General features: G+C 39.7%; 16 protein-coding genes. 13 read left to right on the plus strand and 3 right to left on the minus strand.

Annotated elements, in window-relative coordinates; translation table 11 throughout:
* The first annotated feature begins 47 nt into the window (after positions 1-47).
* From NT010_02570 to NT010_02610, 9 genes are all read left to right on the plus strand, one after another.
* On the plus strand, positions 48-533 hold the full coding sequence (locus NT010_02570; GenBank protein ID MCX5804942.1) for a TRAP transporter small permease: 486 nt from the start codon (positions 48-50) through the stop codon (positions 531-533).
* 2 nt (positions 534-535) lie between these two features.
* Complete coding sequence (locus tag NT010_02575) at positions 536-1,843, plus strand: TRAP transporter large permease (protein MCX5804943.1); 1,308 nt, start codon at positions 536-538, stop codon at positions 1,841-1,843.
* A gap of 236 nt (positions 1,844-2,079) precedes the next feature.
* Positions 2,080-2,529, plus strand: a complete 450-nt coding sequence (locus tag NT010_02580) for a hypothetical protein (protein ID MCX5804944.1) — start codon at positions 2,080-2,082, stop codon at positions 2,527-2,529.
* Positions 2,530-2,650: 121 nt separating this feature from the next.
* The gene (locus NT010_02585; protein ID MCX5804945.1) at positions 2,651-3,358 is read left to right on the plus strand and encodes a 1-(5-phosphoribosyl)-5-[(5-phosphoribosylamino)methylideneamino] imidazole-4-carboxamide isomerase; all 708 of its coding nucleotides are present in this window, start codon (positions 2,651-2,653) and stop codon (positions 3,356-3,358) included.
* Entirely contained in the window at positions 3,348-4,103 is a 756-nt protein-coding gene (gene hisF / locus NT010_02590; GenBank protein MCX5804946.1) for an imidazole glycerol phosphate synthase subunit HisF, read from the plus strand. The genes NT010_02585 and hisF overlap by 11 nt, the downstream gene beginning before the upstream one ends.
* Positions 4,104-4,215: 112 nt before the next feature.
* Positions 4,216-4,596 carry a phosphoribosyl-AMP cyclohydrolase gene (gene hisI / locus NT010_02595; GenBank protein MCX5804947.1) on the plus strand — a complete coding sequence of 127 codons (381 nt, stop codon included), beginning with the start codon at positions 4,216-4,218 and terminating at the stop codon, positions 4,594-4,596.
* 169 nt (positions 4,597-4,765) lie between these two features.
* Positions 4,766-5,776: an NlpC/P60 family protein gene (locus tag NT010_02600; GenBank protein ID MCX5804948.1), complete on the plus strand. Its 1,011-nt coding sequence runs from the start codon at positions 4,766-4,768 to the stop codon at positions 5,774-5,776.
* Positions 5,773-6,828 carry a dipeptide epimerase gene (locus tag NT010_02605; GenBank protein ID MCX5804949.1) on the plus strand — a complete coding sequence of 352 codons (1,056 nt, stop codon included), beginning with the start codon at positions 5,773-5,775 and terminating at the stop codon, positions 6,826-6,828. Before NT010_02600 ends, NT010_02605 begins: the two co-directional genes overlap by 4 nt.
* 450 nt (positions 6,829-7,278) lie before the next feature.
* Positions 7,279-7,494, plus strand: a complete 216-nt coding sequence (locus tag NT010_02610) for a PC4/YdbC family ssDNA-binding protein (GenBank protein MCX5804950.1) — start codon at positions 7,279-7,281, stop codon at positions 7,492-7,494.
* 57 nt (positions 7,495-7,551) lie between these two features.
* On the opposite strand, the gene NT010_02615 is transcribed toward NT010_02610, so the two are convergent.
* The 3 genes from NT010_02615 to NT010_02625 form a co-directional block, all read right to left on the minus strand.
* Entirely contained in the window at positions 7,552-8,937 is a 1,386-nt protein-coding gene (locus NT010_02615; protein ID MCX5804951.1) for an amidophosphoribosyltransferase, read from the minus strand.
* Positions 8,938-9,176: 239 nt separating this feature from the next.
* Positions 9,177-11,126: a response regulator gene (locus tag NT010_02620; protein MCX5804952.1), complete on the minus strand. Its 1,950-nt coding sequence runs from the start codon at positions 11,124-11,126 to the stop codon at positions 9,177-9,179.
* A 3-nt stretch (positions 11,127-11,129) separates the two neighbouring features.
* Entirely contained in the window at positions 11,130-11,942 is an 813-nt protein-coding gene (locus NT010_02625; GenBank protein ID MCX5804953.1) for an HDOD domain-containing protein, read from the minus strand.
* Positions 11,943-12,198: 256 nt separating this feature from the next.
* On the opposite strand from NT010_02625, the gene queA reads away from it, so the two are divergent.
* Genes queA through rpsF form a run of 4 tightly spaced genes read left to right on the plus strand, consistent with a single transcriptional unit; the run spans position 12,199 to position 14,995 of the window.
* Positions 12,199-13,215, plus strand: a complete 1,017-nt coding sequence (gene queA / locus NT010_02630; GenBank protein ID MCX5804954.1) for a tRNA preQ1(34) S-adenosylmethionine ribosyltransferase-isomerase QueA — start codon at positions 12,199-12,201, stop codon at positions 13,213-13,215.
* A complete protein-coding gene (tgt, locus tag NT010_02635) occupies positions 13,212-14,348 on the plus strand; it encodes a tRNA guanosine(34) transglycosylase Tgt (protein ID MCX5804955.1) in 1,137 nt (378 codons plus the stop codon). Before queA ends, tgt begins: the two co-directional genes overlap by 4 nt.
* Positions 14,323-14,637, plus strand: coding sequence for a preprotein translocase subunit YajC (gene yajC / locus NT010_02640; GenBank protein MCX5804956.1), 315 nt, complete (start codon positions 14,323-14,325; stop codon positions 14,635-14,637). Before tgt ends, yajC begins: the two co-directional genes overlap by 26 nt.
* Position 14,638: 1 nt before the next feature.
* Complete coding sequence (gene rpsF, locus NT010_02645; protein MCX5804957.1) at positions 14,639-14,995, plus strand: 30S ribosomal protein S6; 357 nt, start codon at positions 14,639-14,641, stop codon at positions 14,993-14,995.
* Positions 14,996-15,043 lie beyond the last annotated feature (48 nt).

Raw genomic sequence — 15,043 nt, forward strand, 5'->3', positions numbered from 1 at the left:
TCCCATGAACAATTGTATACAACTATATCAATCAGCGGAGGAAAACAATGAAATATCTTGAAAAGATAGAACGCTACCTTAACAAGATCATGCTGATTTTAGGTGGTATAGCGGTAATTTTACTCATGTCTATCGCCACGATTAATGTGACTTTGAGAATGTTCCATATCCCCTTCAGGGGTGCATATGAACTCGTGTCGTTTTTGGGAGCAATTGTAATAGCCTTTGCCCTTGGTTACACCCAGAAGAGAAAGGACAATATCCTTGTGGATATATTGACAGAGCGGTTCCCGAAAAAAGTAAACAGGATACTTGACGGCGTGAACTATTTTATTACTATGATATTCTTTGCTGTCGTTTCCTGGCAAATATTGGTATGGGGCATGAAGATATGGGAATCTCATGAGGTCTCAGAAACTCTGAAAATTATTTACCATCCTTTTATTTTTTCTGTATCGTTGGGGTTTGCGGTTTTATCCCTTACCCTTATTGTTGATTTTCTCAAGACCCTACTAAATCCAAAGGAGCGCTGAGCATGGAAGGTCCTATTGTCGGAGTATATGGCATTGTTATCATGTTTGCTGTTCTGTTTCTACTCAAGATACCCGCGGCCTTTACCATGGCGCTGATAGGTTTTCTTGGGGTGGCGTATGTGACATCCATGGAGGCTGCCCTTGGAATGATAGGCATAGACCTGTGGAATATTTTCTCGAGTTATGGGCTTACAGTTATCCCGATGTTTATCCTGGTCGGTGAATTTGCCCATTATGGCGGGTACAATACGAGCCTGTACAGTGCCACGCACAAGTGGTTCGGTCATTACAAGGGCGGTCTTGCAATAACAACAATCATGGCGTGCGCCATCTTTTCGGCCATAAGCGGTTCGAATACAGCAACAGCCGCAACTATGAGCACTGTCGCAATACCGGAGATGAAAAAGTATAACTACCACCCTCAACTAAGTGCCGGCTCTGTTGCTGCCGGCGCAACTTTGGGTGTTCTTATACCTCCAAGTATAGTGCTTGTTGTGTATGGAATTTACACGGGTCAGTCTATAGGCAAGCTCTTTTTTGGAAATGTGATACCAAGTGCTATACTTACTGTTTTAATAGCGGCAACGGTTATTTATATTTGCTGGCGACATCCTGATTGGGGCCCAAAAGGACCTAAGAGCACATGGCTTCAAAGAATAAAAGCTATTCCTGATCTGCTCGACATTTTTATTCTTTTTGCCCTCATCATGTATGCCCTCTTTACGGGCGTTGTTACTGCCACAGAAGCAGCAGCTGCAAGCTGTGCAGTTGCCCTGGTTTTGTGCCTTATAAGGAGAAAGCTCTCCTGGAAAGGCTTTCTTGCATCTATAGTAGATACGTTGCGTATCTCGTGTCTCGTATTTATGATAGTTGCCGGCGCTGTGGTGTTCAGTCGTTTCCTTGCTGTCACAAGACTGCCCTTTGAGGCAGCAAACCTGATTAGCTCTTTGGCGTTACCAAACTGGGTTCTCTTCTGGATAATTATGCTGTGCTATATCATAGGTGGATGCGTAATGGATGCACTTGCTTTTCTACTCGTATCCCTTCCCATATTCTATCCGATTGTTATGGCAATGGGTTATGACCCAATATGGTTTGGACAGGTCATCTGTATTGTAACGACAATGGGCTCGATCATGCCGCCTATCGGCATCTGTTGTTATGTTGTGGCAGGCATGGCAAAGGACATCCCTCTTGGAACAGTTTTTAGAGGAAGTTTGTACTATTTACCTTCATATATCATTTCAATAATAATCCTGATGCTTTTCCCTTACGCAACTGTGCTGATTCTGTCAAACCTTGTGAAGTGAAAAATAGTTAGCCACAAAAAGTTTGCAAGTCTGTATCGGGAAAGGGGATTAATTGTAATCCTCTTTTTCTGCTTTATTTTACCGGTGTTTTCCTATAGAATTATAAGATTATGTTATCTTTAAGAAAATATTTTAATAAGTTACTTCTGGTTTATTTCATTATAATGATAGTTTGCTTAGCTGTCTTATACACCACTGGTTTTCTTTTTGCGCAGGAAAATCCGATAGGGATTTTTGTGGAAAAACTGGCAATTGATAAAGAAACAAGGAAAATTGATAAATGCAAGTATTGCGGCAAGTTTATAAAGTTTGGAAAGATACACACAGATGCAAATATAGTTGTAGGCAACCAGATAGGAGAAGAACTGGATTACAGGAAAATACAATATGAATGGGGCAGGGGAAAAAATAAATATCTTCATGTTTATATATACAGATTTGAGGAAAGAAAGGGCGGCAATTTTGCTGTTGAGAAACCTGCCGGTGTTGGTTTCCATATGCATGTTATAGAAAATGGCATTATAAAACGCATTTTTGTTTTTGATGAGGATCAGCGTTCGTTAAGCGAAAACGTTCTTGATGTAGGAAAGTTTTTAAAGAGGGGTGGAAAGTGGATTACCGTGGATGTACTGTCCCGGGAAGGAATAGAAAAAGGTTTGAATTTTCTTGCAGACGATCTGAAATGAAGTACCCCGCGGTATGCTACGGGGCATCAAAGGCAGGACAAAACAGTACAAACCTTCCCGGAGCAAGCTCTGTGGTATTGATCCGCGGGGCAATGAAAATGCTCACTACCCGGAGTCTTTTATGAAAGCACTTTTTGCAATGGATTTAATAGACAGCAAAGCTGTAAGACTGATAAAGGGGGACTTTACAAAGGTAACTGTTTACAGCGAAGACCCTGTAGCTAAGATCGAAGAAATGGTTGAGAAAGGAGCGCGTGATTTCCATATCATTGATCTTGATGGTGCAAGGACAGGAAAACGTGTCCACCATGAGATAATTAAGAAGATCCGGTCTAAGGTGGGCGGCTATATGGAAACAGGCGGGGGGATTAGAACTGAAGATGATATTAAGTATTATTCCGAGCTGGGTTTAAATGGTATAATTGTAGGTACTCAGGCACTTGAGGATGAAAGTTTTTTTCAGAAGTTGTCCGGATTGGAAAATATTATCCTCGGCCTTGACCTCCTTGAAGGCAAGCCTATGTCGCGTGGATGGAAAACCGCAGTCGATAAGAATGTGGCAGAGATTCTCAAAGAATCTGAACGCATCGGTATTATGGCTGTTCTGTGTACGAGCATAGCAAGGGACGGCATGTTATCAGGTCCTGACTACGAAGGTATGGAAATGCTCCTGAAGATGACAAAGCTCCCCGTTATTGCAAGCGGAGGCGTGACAAACATTGACGATGTAAAACGATTAAAAGATATGGGCGTATGGGCTACTATTCTGGGAAAGGCAGTATATGAAGGATTAATCAAGATTGAAGAGGCAGTAAAATATGCTGACTAAAAGAATTATTCCCTGTCTTGATGTAAAGGAAGGCAGGGTGGTTAAAGGAATAAACTTCTTAGGGCTTAAGGATGCGGGAGATCCTGTTGACAACGCAAAGATGTACGAAGAAGAAATGGCAGACGAACTCTGTTTTCTTGATATAACTGCTTCACACGAGAGGAGAAAGACGATTATAAAAGTTGTTGAAAAGGTTGCCAACGAAGTATTTATGCCCCTTACTGTAGGTGGAGGAATACGGACGATTAAGGATATCAGGGAAATACTCCTTGCTGGTGCGGACAAGATTACGGTAAATACAACCGCCATCGAATCCCCTGACTTTATAAAAGAAGCGAGCGATACATTCGGGAGCCAGTGTATTTGTCTTGCCATTGATGCAAAGAGAAGCGGTGACGGTTTTGAGGTTTTTACATATGGAGGACGCAAACCAACCGGTGTTGACGCTGTTCAGTGGGCAAAAGATGCGGAAAAACTCGGTGCCGGCGAAATTCTGCTAACAAGTATGGATAGAGATGGGACAAGAATAGGATACGATATAGAACTTACAAAGGCAATTTCTGAAGCTGTGAATATTCCGGTAATTGCTTCAGGAGGGGTTGGCACTCTGGAACACTTATACGAAGGTCTTGTTGATGCAAAAGCCGATGCAGTGCTCGCTGCATCAATATTTCACTACAGGGAGCATACGATTATCGACGCCAAACAGTACCTGAGAAACAGGGGCGTGGCAGTAAGACTTTGAACAAAATCAGCTTAATCCACATAGAGGAAAGGTTTTTGGACCCCCGGATTAAAATATGATATTGCAGCTTAAAAATTGTGTACTGTAAAAATTAATATTTCAGGAGAGAATTATGGAAGGTATAAAATGGAATGAAAAAGGGCTTATACCCGTTGTTGTCCAGGATGAAAAGACAAAAGATGTATTGATGGTTGCCTATATGAACAATGAGTCCTTTGAGCTAACCTTAAAAACAGGCAAAGCGCATTATTTTTCGAGATCAAGGCAGAAACTATGGCTCAAAGGAGAATCGTCTGGTCATACGCAGGAGGTAAAATCCGTACGCATTGATTGCGATAATGATACGATTCTTATCACTGTTGACCAGAAGGTTGCTGCTTGCCATACAGGCTATTGGAGCTGTTTCTACAGAGTATGGGAAAACGGATGGAATATATCAGGCACAAAGGTTTTTGATGAAAAAGAGGTGTATAGCGATAAAGACAACAAATAGTGGAAAGACAAAGGAGGCGCCCCTGCCCCCTTTGTCTGATTGCAATGTTTTCGAAGACATAATATACTATTGAGAAACCCTGCTATGCAATTGTGTCCTTTCCCGCCGAAATCCCATTACGCAAAACGTTTTACTATGATACCAGGTGAAGAATGTTTGAGCGTTGGATATGCCAATAACGGATAAATTATTAATAGTTACAGTGCCAGTTGCAGATCTCAGGTGTAAACCTGTTGATACAAAACCTGTATATATTCATGATGATTTGCAGGAAACACAGGTCCTTTACAATGAGATGCTGTTGTATCTTGATGAAATTGATGACTGGTATTATGTAGAAGCAATAGAACAACAACAATATACACGCAGAAACATCTGGCAGGGTTATACAGGATGGATCAGAAAACACAGTGTTGCCTTGATTGATGCACCATTACAATATAATGTGGTCGTAAGGTATAAGACGGTCCATGTTCTGAAAAACCGATCCGAAAAGTCAGGTACATTACTGATAGTCTCAATTGGGACAAGGTTGCAGGTTAAAAAAACAGCCGATGAAGAATATTACACTGTAGTAATGCTTGCCGGTAATCAAACAGGGTATATAAGCAAAAATGACGTAGCATGTACTACAGAGCATTCAGATGAGAACATGTTGAGAAAGGCAATTGTCAGTACGGGCAGACTTTTTATCGATGTACCCTATTTGTGGGGAGGCAGAAGTACGTGTATGGTTGAGCCTCCGGGAACAAAGAAAAAAACAAAAGACAAGAGGCAAATAGCTGACAATTCAATATTCAGCATCCAGCAACCGATACCTCGTACCCCTGTTATTGGCGTAGATTGTTCGGGTCTCACAAACCTTGTATACCGGGCAAACAATATCGACATTCCCCGTGATGCCCACGAACAATGGATGGCGGCACAGAAAGTTGAATATAAAAAACTTAAACCCGGTGATCTTATTTTTGTATCAACAGAAGACAGACCGGATTCTATTGTCCACGTAATGCTCAACATGGGCAGAGAGAGATTCCTTGAAGCGGCAGAGACGGGTGGTAAGGCAAAGATAAGCACCTTTAGGGATAGGTTCGGAGAAAGCCTTGCCCGGCTTGCAGAACATAATTTTTTCATCAATAACAAGCAGATACACTTCGGCAGGTTTATATCGAGACAATGAACGGTATTAAGCATATACGCTTTTATGAAATTATAAAACCACTCAGAACAACCTTTTCTACCTCCATGGGGAGGAAAGACACAATAAAAAGCGTTATTGTCAAAGTATCACTTAAAGACGGTTCACGCGGGACAGGTGAATGTCCTACAAGTTTTACCTTAGAAAATGAGACAATATCGGCAATCAAAGGGATAATAAGGGAGGTTTCTCCGGAACTTCTTGACATGCCTATAGATGATTACGCCGATAAGATCAGGCAACTCCGGAAAAAATACCCCGATAATCCCATGACGGTTTCAGGATTGGAAGTAGCGCTATTCAGGGCCTGGCTTCAAGAAAAACATATTTTGGAACTCGATTATCTGGGAGGCAAAGCGACACACATAGAGACGGATATTACAATACCGTACAGCACAGACAGTACCGCTCTTAAAAAGTGGCTGAAATACACAGTCAGAAAAGGCTTTTCCACCTATAAGCTGAAGGTAAGTGGTAATATTAAAGATGATATAAATCTCATATCCATTGTGCACCAAACCTTGAATGATAAGAGAGAAGACTTTATTCTGCGTCTTGACTGCAATCAAGGGTATACCGAAAAAACTTTTCTGAAAATGGTTCATCTCATCGAGCACAGGGGCTATAATATTCAGCTTTTTGAACAACCTCTGCCTAAAAACGACTTCAAAGGCCTGAAGGAGATAAAGAAATACTCAACCACCCCCATTATCCTTGATGAAACAATATTTACCAGTGAAGACATGAGTAGAGCCATTGCAGAAAATCTATGCGACGGTGTCAACATCAAAATTGCAAAAAGCGGTATTATTGAATCAGGAAAAATATATGAAATCGCAAAGAAACACGGACTCAAACTGATGATCGGATGCATGACGGAAACGATGATTGGATTGTCGGCAGGTATCTTTTTTGCCTCTGCCGCAGGTGGGTTTGACTATATAGACCTCGATTCAATCTATTTCCTGCATCACAAAAACCGTTATAGTGGAATCACTATAAATGGTCCGGTATTTATAACCTCTCAAGATTAATCCTGATGAGATTTTTTCTCAGTAGCATTCAAGTCTGTCATGTGTTATACTTCATTATATTCTCATAAACAATTAACTAACCTCAGAATAGTTTTAGGATCTTAAGAACAGCAGCAAAAAGTAATATTAAAGAAAAAGCATTAATGTGTATGTACTAATTTTGCGAACCAGCTTATGATTAAGCAGCATCAAATGTTGGCCAATGAACTGGAGCAGTGTTATTAAAGCAAAGAAACATTTATTGACATAGATTTCGGCGGCACAGATAAGGAATCAATAAAATTAATATGTTCGTTGTTCCATGAAATATCAATTGACAGAATTGTGAGTGAAACATATTTTTTTGATCATCTCAAAAAGGCCGTCTTTTAGTAAACAACGAGGGAAATGTATGGACATATTGTTAAAAAACTTTGTTTTTTAAATAAATAAGCAATTATAGGAGGATTGGTGTTAATAGGAAAAATTACAAGGAATGGAAAACAAAGGCTACTGGTTACAACAGAGGATCATAAAGGGGCCAAAGTTATTGATTTGCGAGCCTACCAGATTATTAATGATGGAGAGTTAGTACCTACTCCGGAGGGTATCTTTCTGGCGCCTGAAACAATAGAAACCCTTATAGGGCTTTTAAGAGAAGCGCAAAAGAATCTGTTAAAGGTATAAAAGCAAGACCTTTGCTTATGCAACGGTTTAATCGCGAGAGAAGTGTTGAGAGATAAATCAGCCTGTCCAGCAGTGTAGACAAAGCTTCTCGCGGGGAAGACCGATTGCTTGGATCATGTCGCTAATCCGCTGATATCTTAATGTTGTAACACCAAGCTCCCTTGCAATCCAGTCAATCATTTTCCGGTACTTTTCTGAACTGTCATCAAGATAATCCAAGATATTTTCCGAATCATGTCCTTCCATTGCCCATATTGCCCGGCGGGCAATCAGTTCGTTAATAGACCGGGTAGACAGTGCATATTTGCACGGGAACATAAGAGGTGGACAGGCCGGACGGACATGTATTTCCTTGGCACCGGATTCCCATAATTTTTTCAGTGTATAATTCTTAAGCTGTGTTCCACGGACTATTGAGTCCTCACAGAGAACAATGCGGTTGCCGGCAATTACGTCCTTAATCGGGATAAGTTTCATTTTTGCCACAAGATCCCTAATTTCCTGGGCAGGAGGTGTATAGCTCCTTCCGTATCCCGGTGTATATTTTACAAGTGGTCTCCGCAGGGGAAGTCCGGACTCCATGGAATACCCGGTGGCATGTCCAACGCCGGAATCGGGGACTCCTGCAACGAGATCTGCTTCAACATTATCTCTTTTAGCAAGAAAACTCCCGGAGCGTTCGCGGACAATTTCAACGTTAATTCCTTCATAACTGGAAGCCGGGTATCCGGTGTAGATCCACAGGAACGCACATATCCTGTTTTCTTTATTTCCTGGAAATTGTTCTTTCAATCCGTTTTTTCCTACAAGGATGATCTCACCAGGTTCAAGATATCGGTTGATTTTATACCCCAGATTCAGAAAAGAGCATGTTTCGGTGGCGACGACATAATCTCCGCCCCTTTCTCCAACAACAAGTGGCATCCGGCCAAGACGGTCACGGACTGCGTAAATTCCTTCTTCTTTCATGATAAGGATGGATGCAGATCCCTTGATTCGGTCATAGAGCCCAAGAATTCCATCAATCAGAGTCTCCCCTGAATTGATCAGCTTTGCAAGCAACTCAACTGAATTAACACCTCCGACCTGCATTTCACCAAAGGTTGCTCCTTGTCCAAGAAGCTCTGCAGCCAGTTCACTGGCATTTTCCACAAGTCCTGTAAACACAATAGCAAAGGTTCCGAATTTTGATCCTATAATCAGAGGCTGGGCATCCCGGTCACTGATCACTCCAATGCCCAGGTTGCCTTCCATATCCTTATATTCCTCGAAGAATTTGGATTTAAACTGGGATTTGCTTATATCATGAATTGAACGATAAAATTTATCTCCTAAAACGGCCATCCCGCCATATTCTGTTCCCATGTGTGAATGATAATCCGTCCCATAGAGTAAGCTACTTGCGCAGTTCTCCTTGGATACAATTCCAAAAATTCCGCTCATAAATCCTCCTTAAACGCTTGACCTGGATATATTACAACCTCCATGACATTTTCTCCACTATTAAAACTATGCTTCAAACAGGTTTTTTAAAGTAAAAAATAAGGAATTTTCTGACCGGTGTCCATTAAAAATACGTTTTATGGACAACTATAAGGAAATGAATATTTTTTTGCTTGCCACGCATTTTTTTATATTTAACGATGTGTTTGTGCAGTGTTTATGTTTATATGGTTGTCAGTTCAATTTGAAAGTATATCGAAAATCGTGCGTATTACATCTTTATCTCTATAGGGTTTATCAAGGAAGGCATCTACGCTGTATTCTTTCAGGTTGTTTTTCTGTTCCTCGCTCATAAAGCCACTTGATACAATAACCTTGATATCCGGCCTCATTGCTCTGATCTCTCTTAAAACTTCGTCTCCCTTTATCCCCGGCATAATCATATCAAGTATTACAAGGTCTATTTTATGTTGGTGTTCTTTGAATATTTCAATAGCTTCTTTGCCGTTACTTGCTTCAATAACTTGAGCACCTTCGTCCAAAAGGATGCCCTTAACAAATTCCCTGATAATATCCTCATCATCTACGATAAGCACCCTTCGTTTTCGGTTGATGTTTTCTTTAGTAATTTCCTCGGCAGGAGTATTTATCCATGTTTCATCAACTGCAGCAGGTATGTAGATGCTGAATTTTGTTCCATGACCAGGTTTGCTGTCAAGTTCTATAAACCCTCCGTGGTCACGGATAACTTTACTTACAATATATAAACCCATACCGAGATTCTTACCGTTTTCCTTGGTAGAAAAATAAGGCTCAAATATCCTTGTTTTTATTCCATCGTCTATACCCTTACCGCTATCTTCTACCTCTATCAATACAAGCGCTTTTTCGCCGACTTGTTGTCTCCGCTCAGTTCTTACCTTGAGCAACCCAATGCCGTTCATCGCATCTTTTGCATTTATGCAAAGATTTAGAAACACATTCTGCAACTCTGCTTCATCACCTTTTATCAAAGGAAGATACTCATAAAATGATTTTTCTATTTCAACATCTCTGAAGCTTTCTTTCAGAAGAAACAGAACATCTTCAAGCAGTGCATTGACATCTATAATACCTGTTGTCTTGTTTTGTCTCCTTGAGAAATTCAAAAGATGCTGAGTCAGCTTTGAAGCTCTCTGTGCCGAATGTTCGATTGCCTCGGCATACCGGAAAAGTTTTTCATCTTTCGGCAAAAAGTTTTTCATTAAAGATGCATAACCTAGTATACCGGTTAGAAGGTTGTTAAAATCGTGGGCTATTCCACCTGCGAGCAATCCAATGCTACCCATCTTTTCTTTCAGAAGGTTTTCCTCATTTTTGAACTTCTCTTCAGCGACATCAGTGAGCACTACAGCCTTCCAATTTGCTTTACTCTGTTTTTCAATAACAGGGAAACAGTTCATCTTGAAGATTTTAAATTTATCTCCCGATTTATATGAGACATCGCCCTGAAATATGTAATCTTTCTTGTAAAAATCTTCGTCAATCCCAATGATCAGGTTATCCAACCTTTCGCCCACAAAGAGATTTTTTCTGTTTTCAAACTCTTCTCTTGCCCTTTTATTGGCAAAATGAACAGAGCCACCCCTATCAATTAAGAACATGGCATTAGGGAATTCATTCATAACTAATTCGAAAATATTTTTATCATGCCCATTTTCTTTGTGGTTGTTAAAATTCGAGCTTAAAAGCAATGCCTTATTATAAATATTGCATACTATTTCAATCTCTCTAAAAATGGATTTATCAAGATTTAATTGAGATTTTTTCCCTAACACCATAAAACCTATGATATTTAAATCCTCTTTCAGTGGGTGTATATAAAGAGCGCTGTAACCATATACATTATATTGCATTAACGGCGACATTATGCCCGTGTTAAGCGATTTGATGGTTTCTATATTCAGATTATCCGGGGAATTATCAAGGCTGAAAAAGCCCTCTTGAACAGTGTTATTTCCTAACTTTAAGATTTTACATGTTTCAAAAGGTGATTCTCCGACAAATATTCTTGGTACATCTTTTATAAAACCGTCTTTGTTTTCAAGACAGTTTAATATTCTCATAATAATTGAATAGTTATTAACTGACCTTTCGTATAAGTTCCATTGAATGCCAAGAGATTCTAATTTTAGATCATCTTGTGTCATAATTTATGCCAGCCGTACAATATCCATTATATTATTCAATTCTTTTGTAATATTATCCTTTTCCTTGGTAAGTATGCAGCCCTCTGTGCCGGAAACGCTGGTCGGCGATACAGAATATCTATCTGCAGCACTTATCAGTTTTAGCAAAGATTCATACTTAGTATTATATGTATTTTCATGATGATACTGTATAATATCTGAAAATTCAAGAGGTAATTTCCATTTCATTGATATGGCATAGCCGATTTCCTGATGGTCTATACCAAAGTGTTCTTTTTCCATTTGGATAATGGATTTTCCTTCAGTGCCGTCCTCTCTAACAATTTCACCATATTTATTCGAACTCATATAAAAAACAATCTTCCCGATATCATGCAACAGTGCTATTGTGTAGACTTTTCCAGGGTCTTCAGTAAGTGTCTTTTCTGAAAGTATTTTTGAAGCGCAGGCAACATACATAGAGTGTTTCCATAGAGAAAGCAAGTCTTCTTCCTTGAGCTTTAATTGTTTCAAAATGCTCTCCATAAACAAAAGACACGTGATAATCCCTCTTACTTCCTCATATCCAATGTTTATCATTGCCCGCTGGAGAGTGTATATCTCTAACCCTCTGCTGTAATATGCCGAATTTGCAATGCTAATAATCTTTGAGGAGATAGCCTGATCGTATTTTATAATATCACTCAAATCTGAAAAAGACGCATTTCTATCGCCCAAAATGGTAAAGACTTTGTCAATTAGCGTACTCAGTGTAGGGATGACCTTTAAATCTGCTGCCCTGCTTAGAAGGTTACCCCGTAATGCATAATTTTCCATAGGTCACTCTCTATCTTTTCGGACAAAATCAAAAAAAATTAATTTTTTTATTATTTATGTAAGAACTTAGCATCTTGATATTATGTAATCAACATAATTTTATTCAAAAAATTAATTTTTTTAAAATATTTTCAAACTTTTTTCGGTTTTAATCAAAGTCTAATAGCGCGGTTCATTGATAACGGGTTGTAATTTAAATTGAATTGCTTATATTTTCACAATCTGTTATAAATTTAACCATATTTTATTGAGGATTATGGATTCCGGATTATTTGATTATATACTGCCAAAGGAAATGATTGCCCAGCACCCCGCCGAGGATAGATCATCCTCACGTCTTCTTGTTTTTAACAGGAATGGGGGAACGACAGAACATTGTTCATTCAGGGATATCACCCGTTATTTTCATAAAGGGGATGTTCTTGTATTAAACGACAGCAGGGTTTTTCCGGCGAGACTCAGGGCGATAAAAGATAGCGGCGGCAGCATAGATATTCTCCTTGTTGAAAAAATAGGGGAAAAAAGATGGCATTGTCTTGCCAATGGGATAAAGAAAGGTGTTGCTGAAATAATCGTCTCTGTCGGCAATGCTAAAGCAAAACTGACACGGCATCCTGATTTCTGGATGATCGAATTTTCATGTCCTGGCGACGAATTTGATATCATACGACAGTACGGACAAATGCCGCTCCCGCCCTATATAAAAAGAAAAGAAAAAAACAGCATTGATTTTGAGAGGTATCAAACTGTTTATGCCAGAGAAGAAGGTTCAATTGCAGCACCGACAGCAGGCTTTCATTTCACAAAGGAATTGATTGAAAATATTGAAAATATCGGTGTAAATATAGTAAAAATTACCCTTCACATTGGCATCGGAACGTTTTATTTGATAAAAAAACAATGTGTAGAAGAACACAAAATGTACAGGGAATATTATCAAATTACCAGGGATGTAAAAGAATATATTCAATATGCAAAAAATGAAGGGAGAAGGATTATAGCTTGTGGCACAAGTGTAGTAAGAACACTGGAGACGGCATATTCAGCAAATGGGAGTACCCCGCTAAACGCTTATACGGAACTTTTTATATATCCAGGGTACAAATTCAAAATGGTGGATGCCCTGATTACTAATTTCCACTTGCCAAAATCGACCCCGCTCTTGCTTGCCTCCGCTTTTGCCGGCAGGGATGGTCTTTTGAAGTGTTACATGGAGGCGATGGAGCGTGACTATAGATTTTACAGCTATGGAGATTCGATGTTTATCACATGAAAACCATAGAACTTTTGAAAGAAAACAACCATGCAAGACTTGGTGTTATCAGGACAAAGCATGGAGATATAGAAACGCCGGTATTTATGCCGGTAGGAACTCAGGGTACTGTTAAAGCTATTACCAATAAGGACCTGAAAGAAACAGGGGTTAAGATGATACTTGCAAACGCATATCATCTGTACTTAAGGCCCGGCGATGGCCTCATAAAAGAGATGGGCGGTATTCAAAAATTTGCAGGATGGGATGGACCGGTTCTCACGGACAGCGGGGGATATCAGATATTCAGCCTGGGTGTATTGCGTGAGATAAAAGAAGACGGTGTTTTGTTCCAGTCCCACATTGACGGATCTAAACATTTTCTTTCCCCTGAAAAGGTTGTGGATATACAGGAGAACATCGGTGCAGATGTATGCATGTGTCTTGATGAGTGTGTTCCCTATCCTTCATCGTACGAATACACCAGTGCTTCTGTCGGGTTAACCTCCCGATGGGCAAAAAGATGCATGAATGCAAAAAGAGATGATGGACTTTTGCTGTTCGGGATTATACAGGGCGGTTTTTATAAGGAATTAAGGCTGCAGTCGGCTCGCGAACTGGTTGATATGGGTTTTGACGGTTATGCCCTGGGTGGTTTAAGCGTTGGGGAGCCAAAGAGCATTATGTGGGATATGGTAGATACTGTTATAGACCTGTTGCCGCATGATAAGCCGAGGTATCTTATGGGTATTGGTTTTCCCGAGGATATTGTGGAAGGGGTAAAAAGGGGTATAGATATGTTTGACTGTGTTATTCCGACGAGACTTGCAAGAAATGGGAACTTATTTACTTGGAATGGGAGGATAAATATTAAAAATGCAAAATATGCAAGGGATGGAAGCCCTGTTGATGAGAAATGCAACTGTTACACGTGCAGGACATATTCCAAAGCATATCTCAGACATCTTCTTGTTTCCCATGAATTGACGAGTTTTTATCTGAATACGCTTCACAATATCTATTTTTATTCAATGTTTTTAAAAAAGATACGAGAGGCTATCAGTGAAGGCACCTTTGATAATTTCTATGAAGAGTTTAAAATGAGATGGAAGGGAGGTGAATTACAAGATGAATGCAGCGCATGCAATGGGTAATCTGGCAGGGTCCGGACAGGGAGGAACATCGCAGTTGATGGGTTTATTGCCTCTTGTTCTTTTGTTTGTTGTTTTTTATTTTTTGTTGATCAGGCCGCAACAGAAACGGGCAAAGCAGCAAAAGATGTTTATTGAAAACTTGAAAAAAGGTGATAAAGTTGTAACTTCAGGTGGTCTATATGGTACAATAACAGGTATTACAGATGACGCAGTTACACTGGAAATTGCAGACAAGATTAGAGTAAAAGTATTAAAAGGTGCAATCGCAAATACAGCGAAAGGAGAATAAAGTGGGAAGGTATGAAAATATTATTGTGATAAGCCCGGACTGTACAAAGGAAGAGGAAGAGGAATTACTCAAAAGAATACGGGCTAATCTGGAAAAATTCGGTAGTACAATGCTGAGGATGGATGATTGGGGAGTAAGGAAACTTGCCTATCCGATTAAGAAGAAGGAAAAAGGCCATTATTTCTTTTTACTTCTTGATGCAGATGAAGCAAATATGGCAAATATCAATAAGTTTTATAAAACGCTGGATGCTGTTTTAAGGCATATGCTTGTAAGGGTTGACGACAAAGAAAAAGGTCTGGAAAAAGCACCGGATCATGTTGTTTTTGACGAATTGGAGGGCGAATTTTCCAATTGACAAAGCTTCCTTAAATGTACAACTTGTTTCAAGATAAATGAAAATCAA

Source organism: Pseudomonadota bacterium (genome assembly GCA_026388275.1).
GTDB lineage: Bacteria > Desulfobacterota > Syntrophorhabdia > Syntrophorhabdales > Syntrophorhabdaceae > JAPLKB01.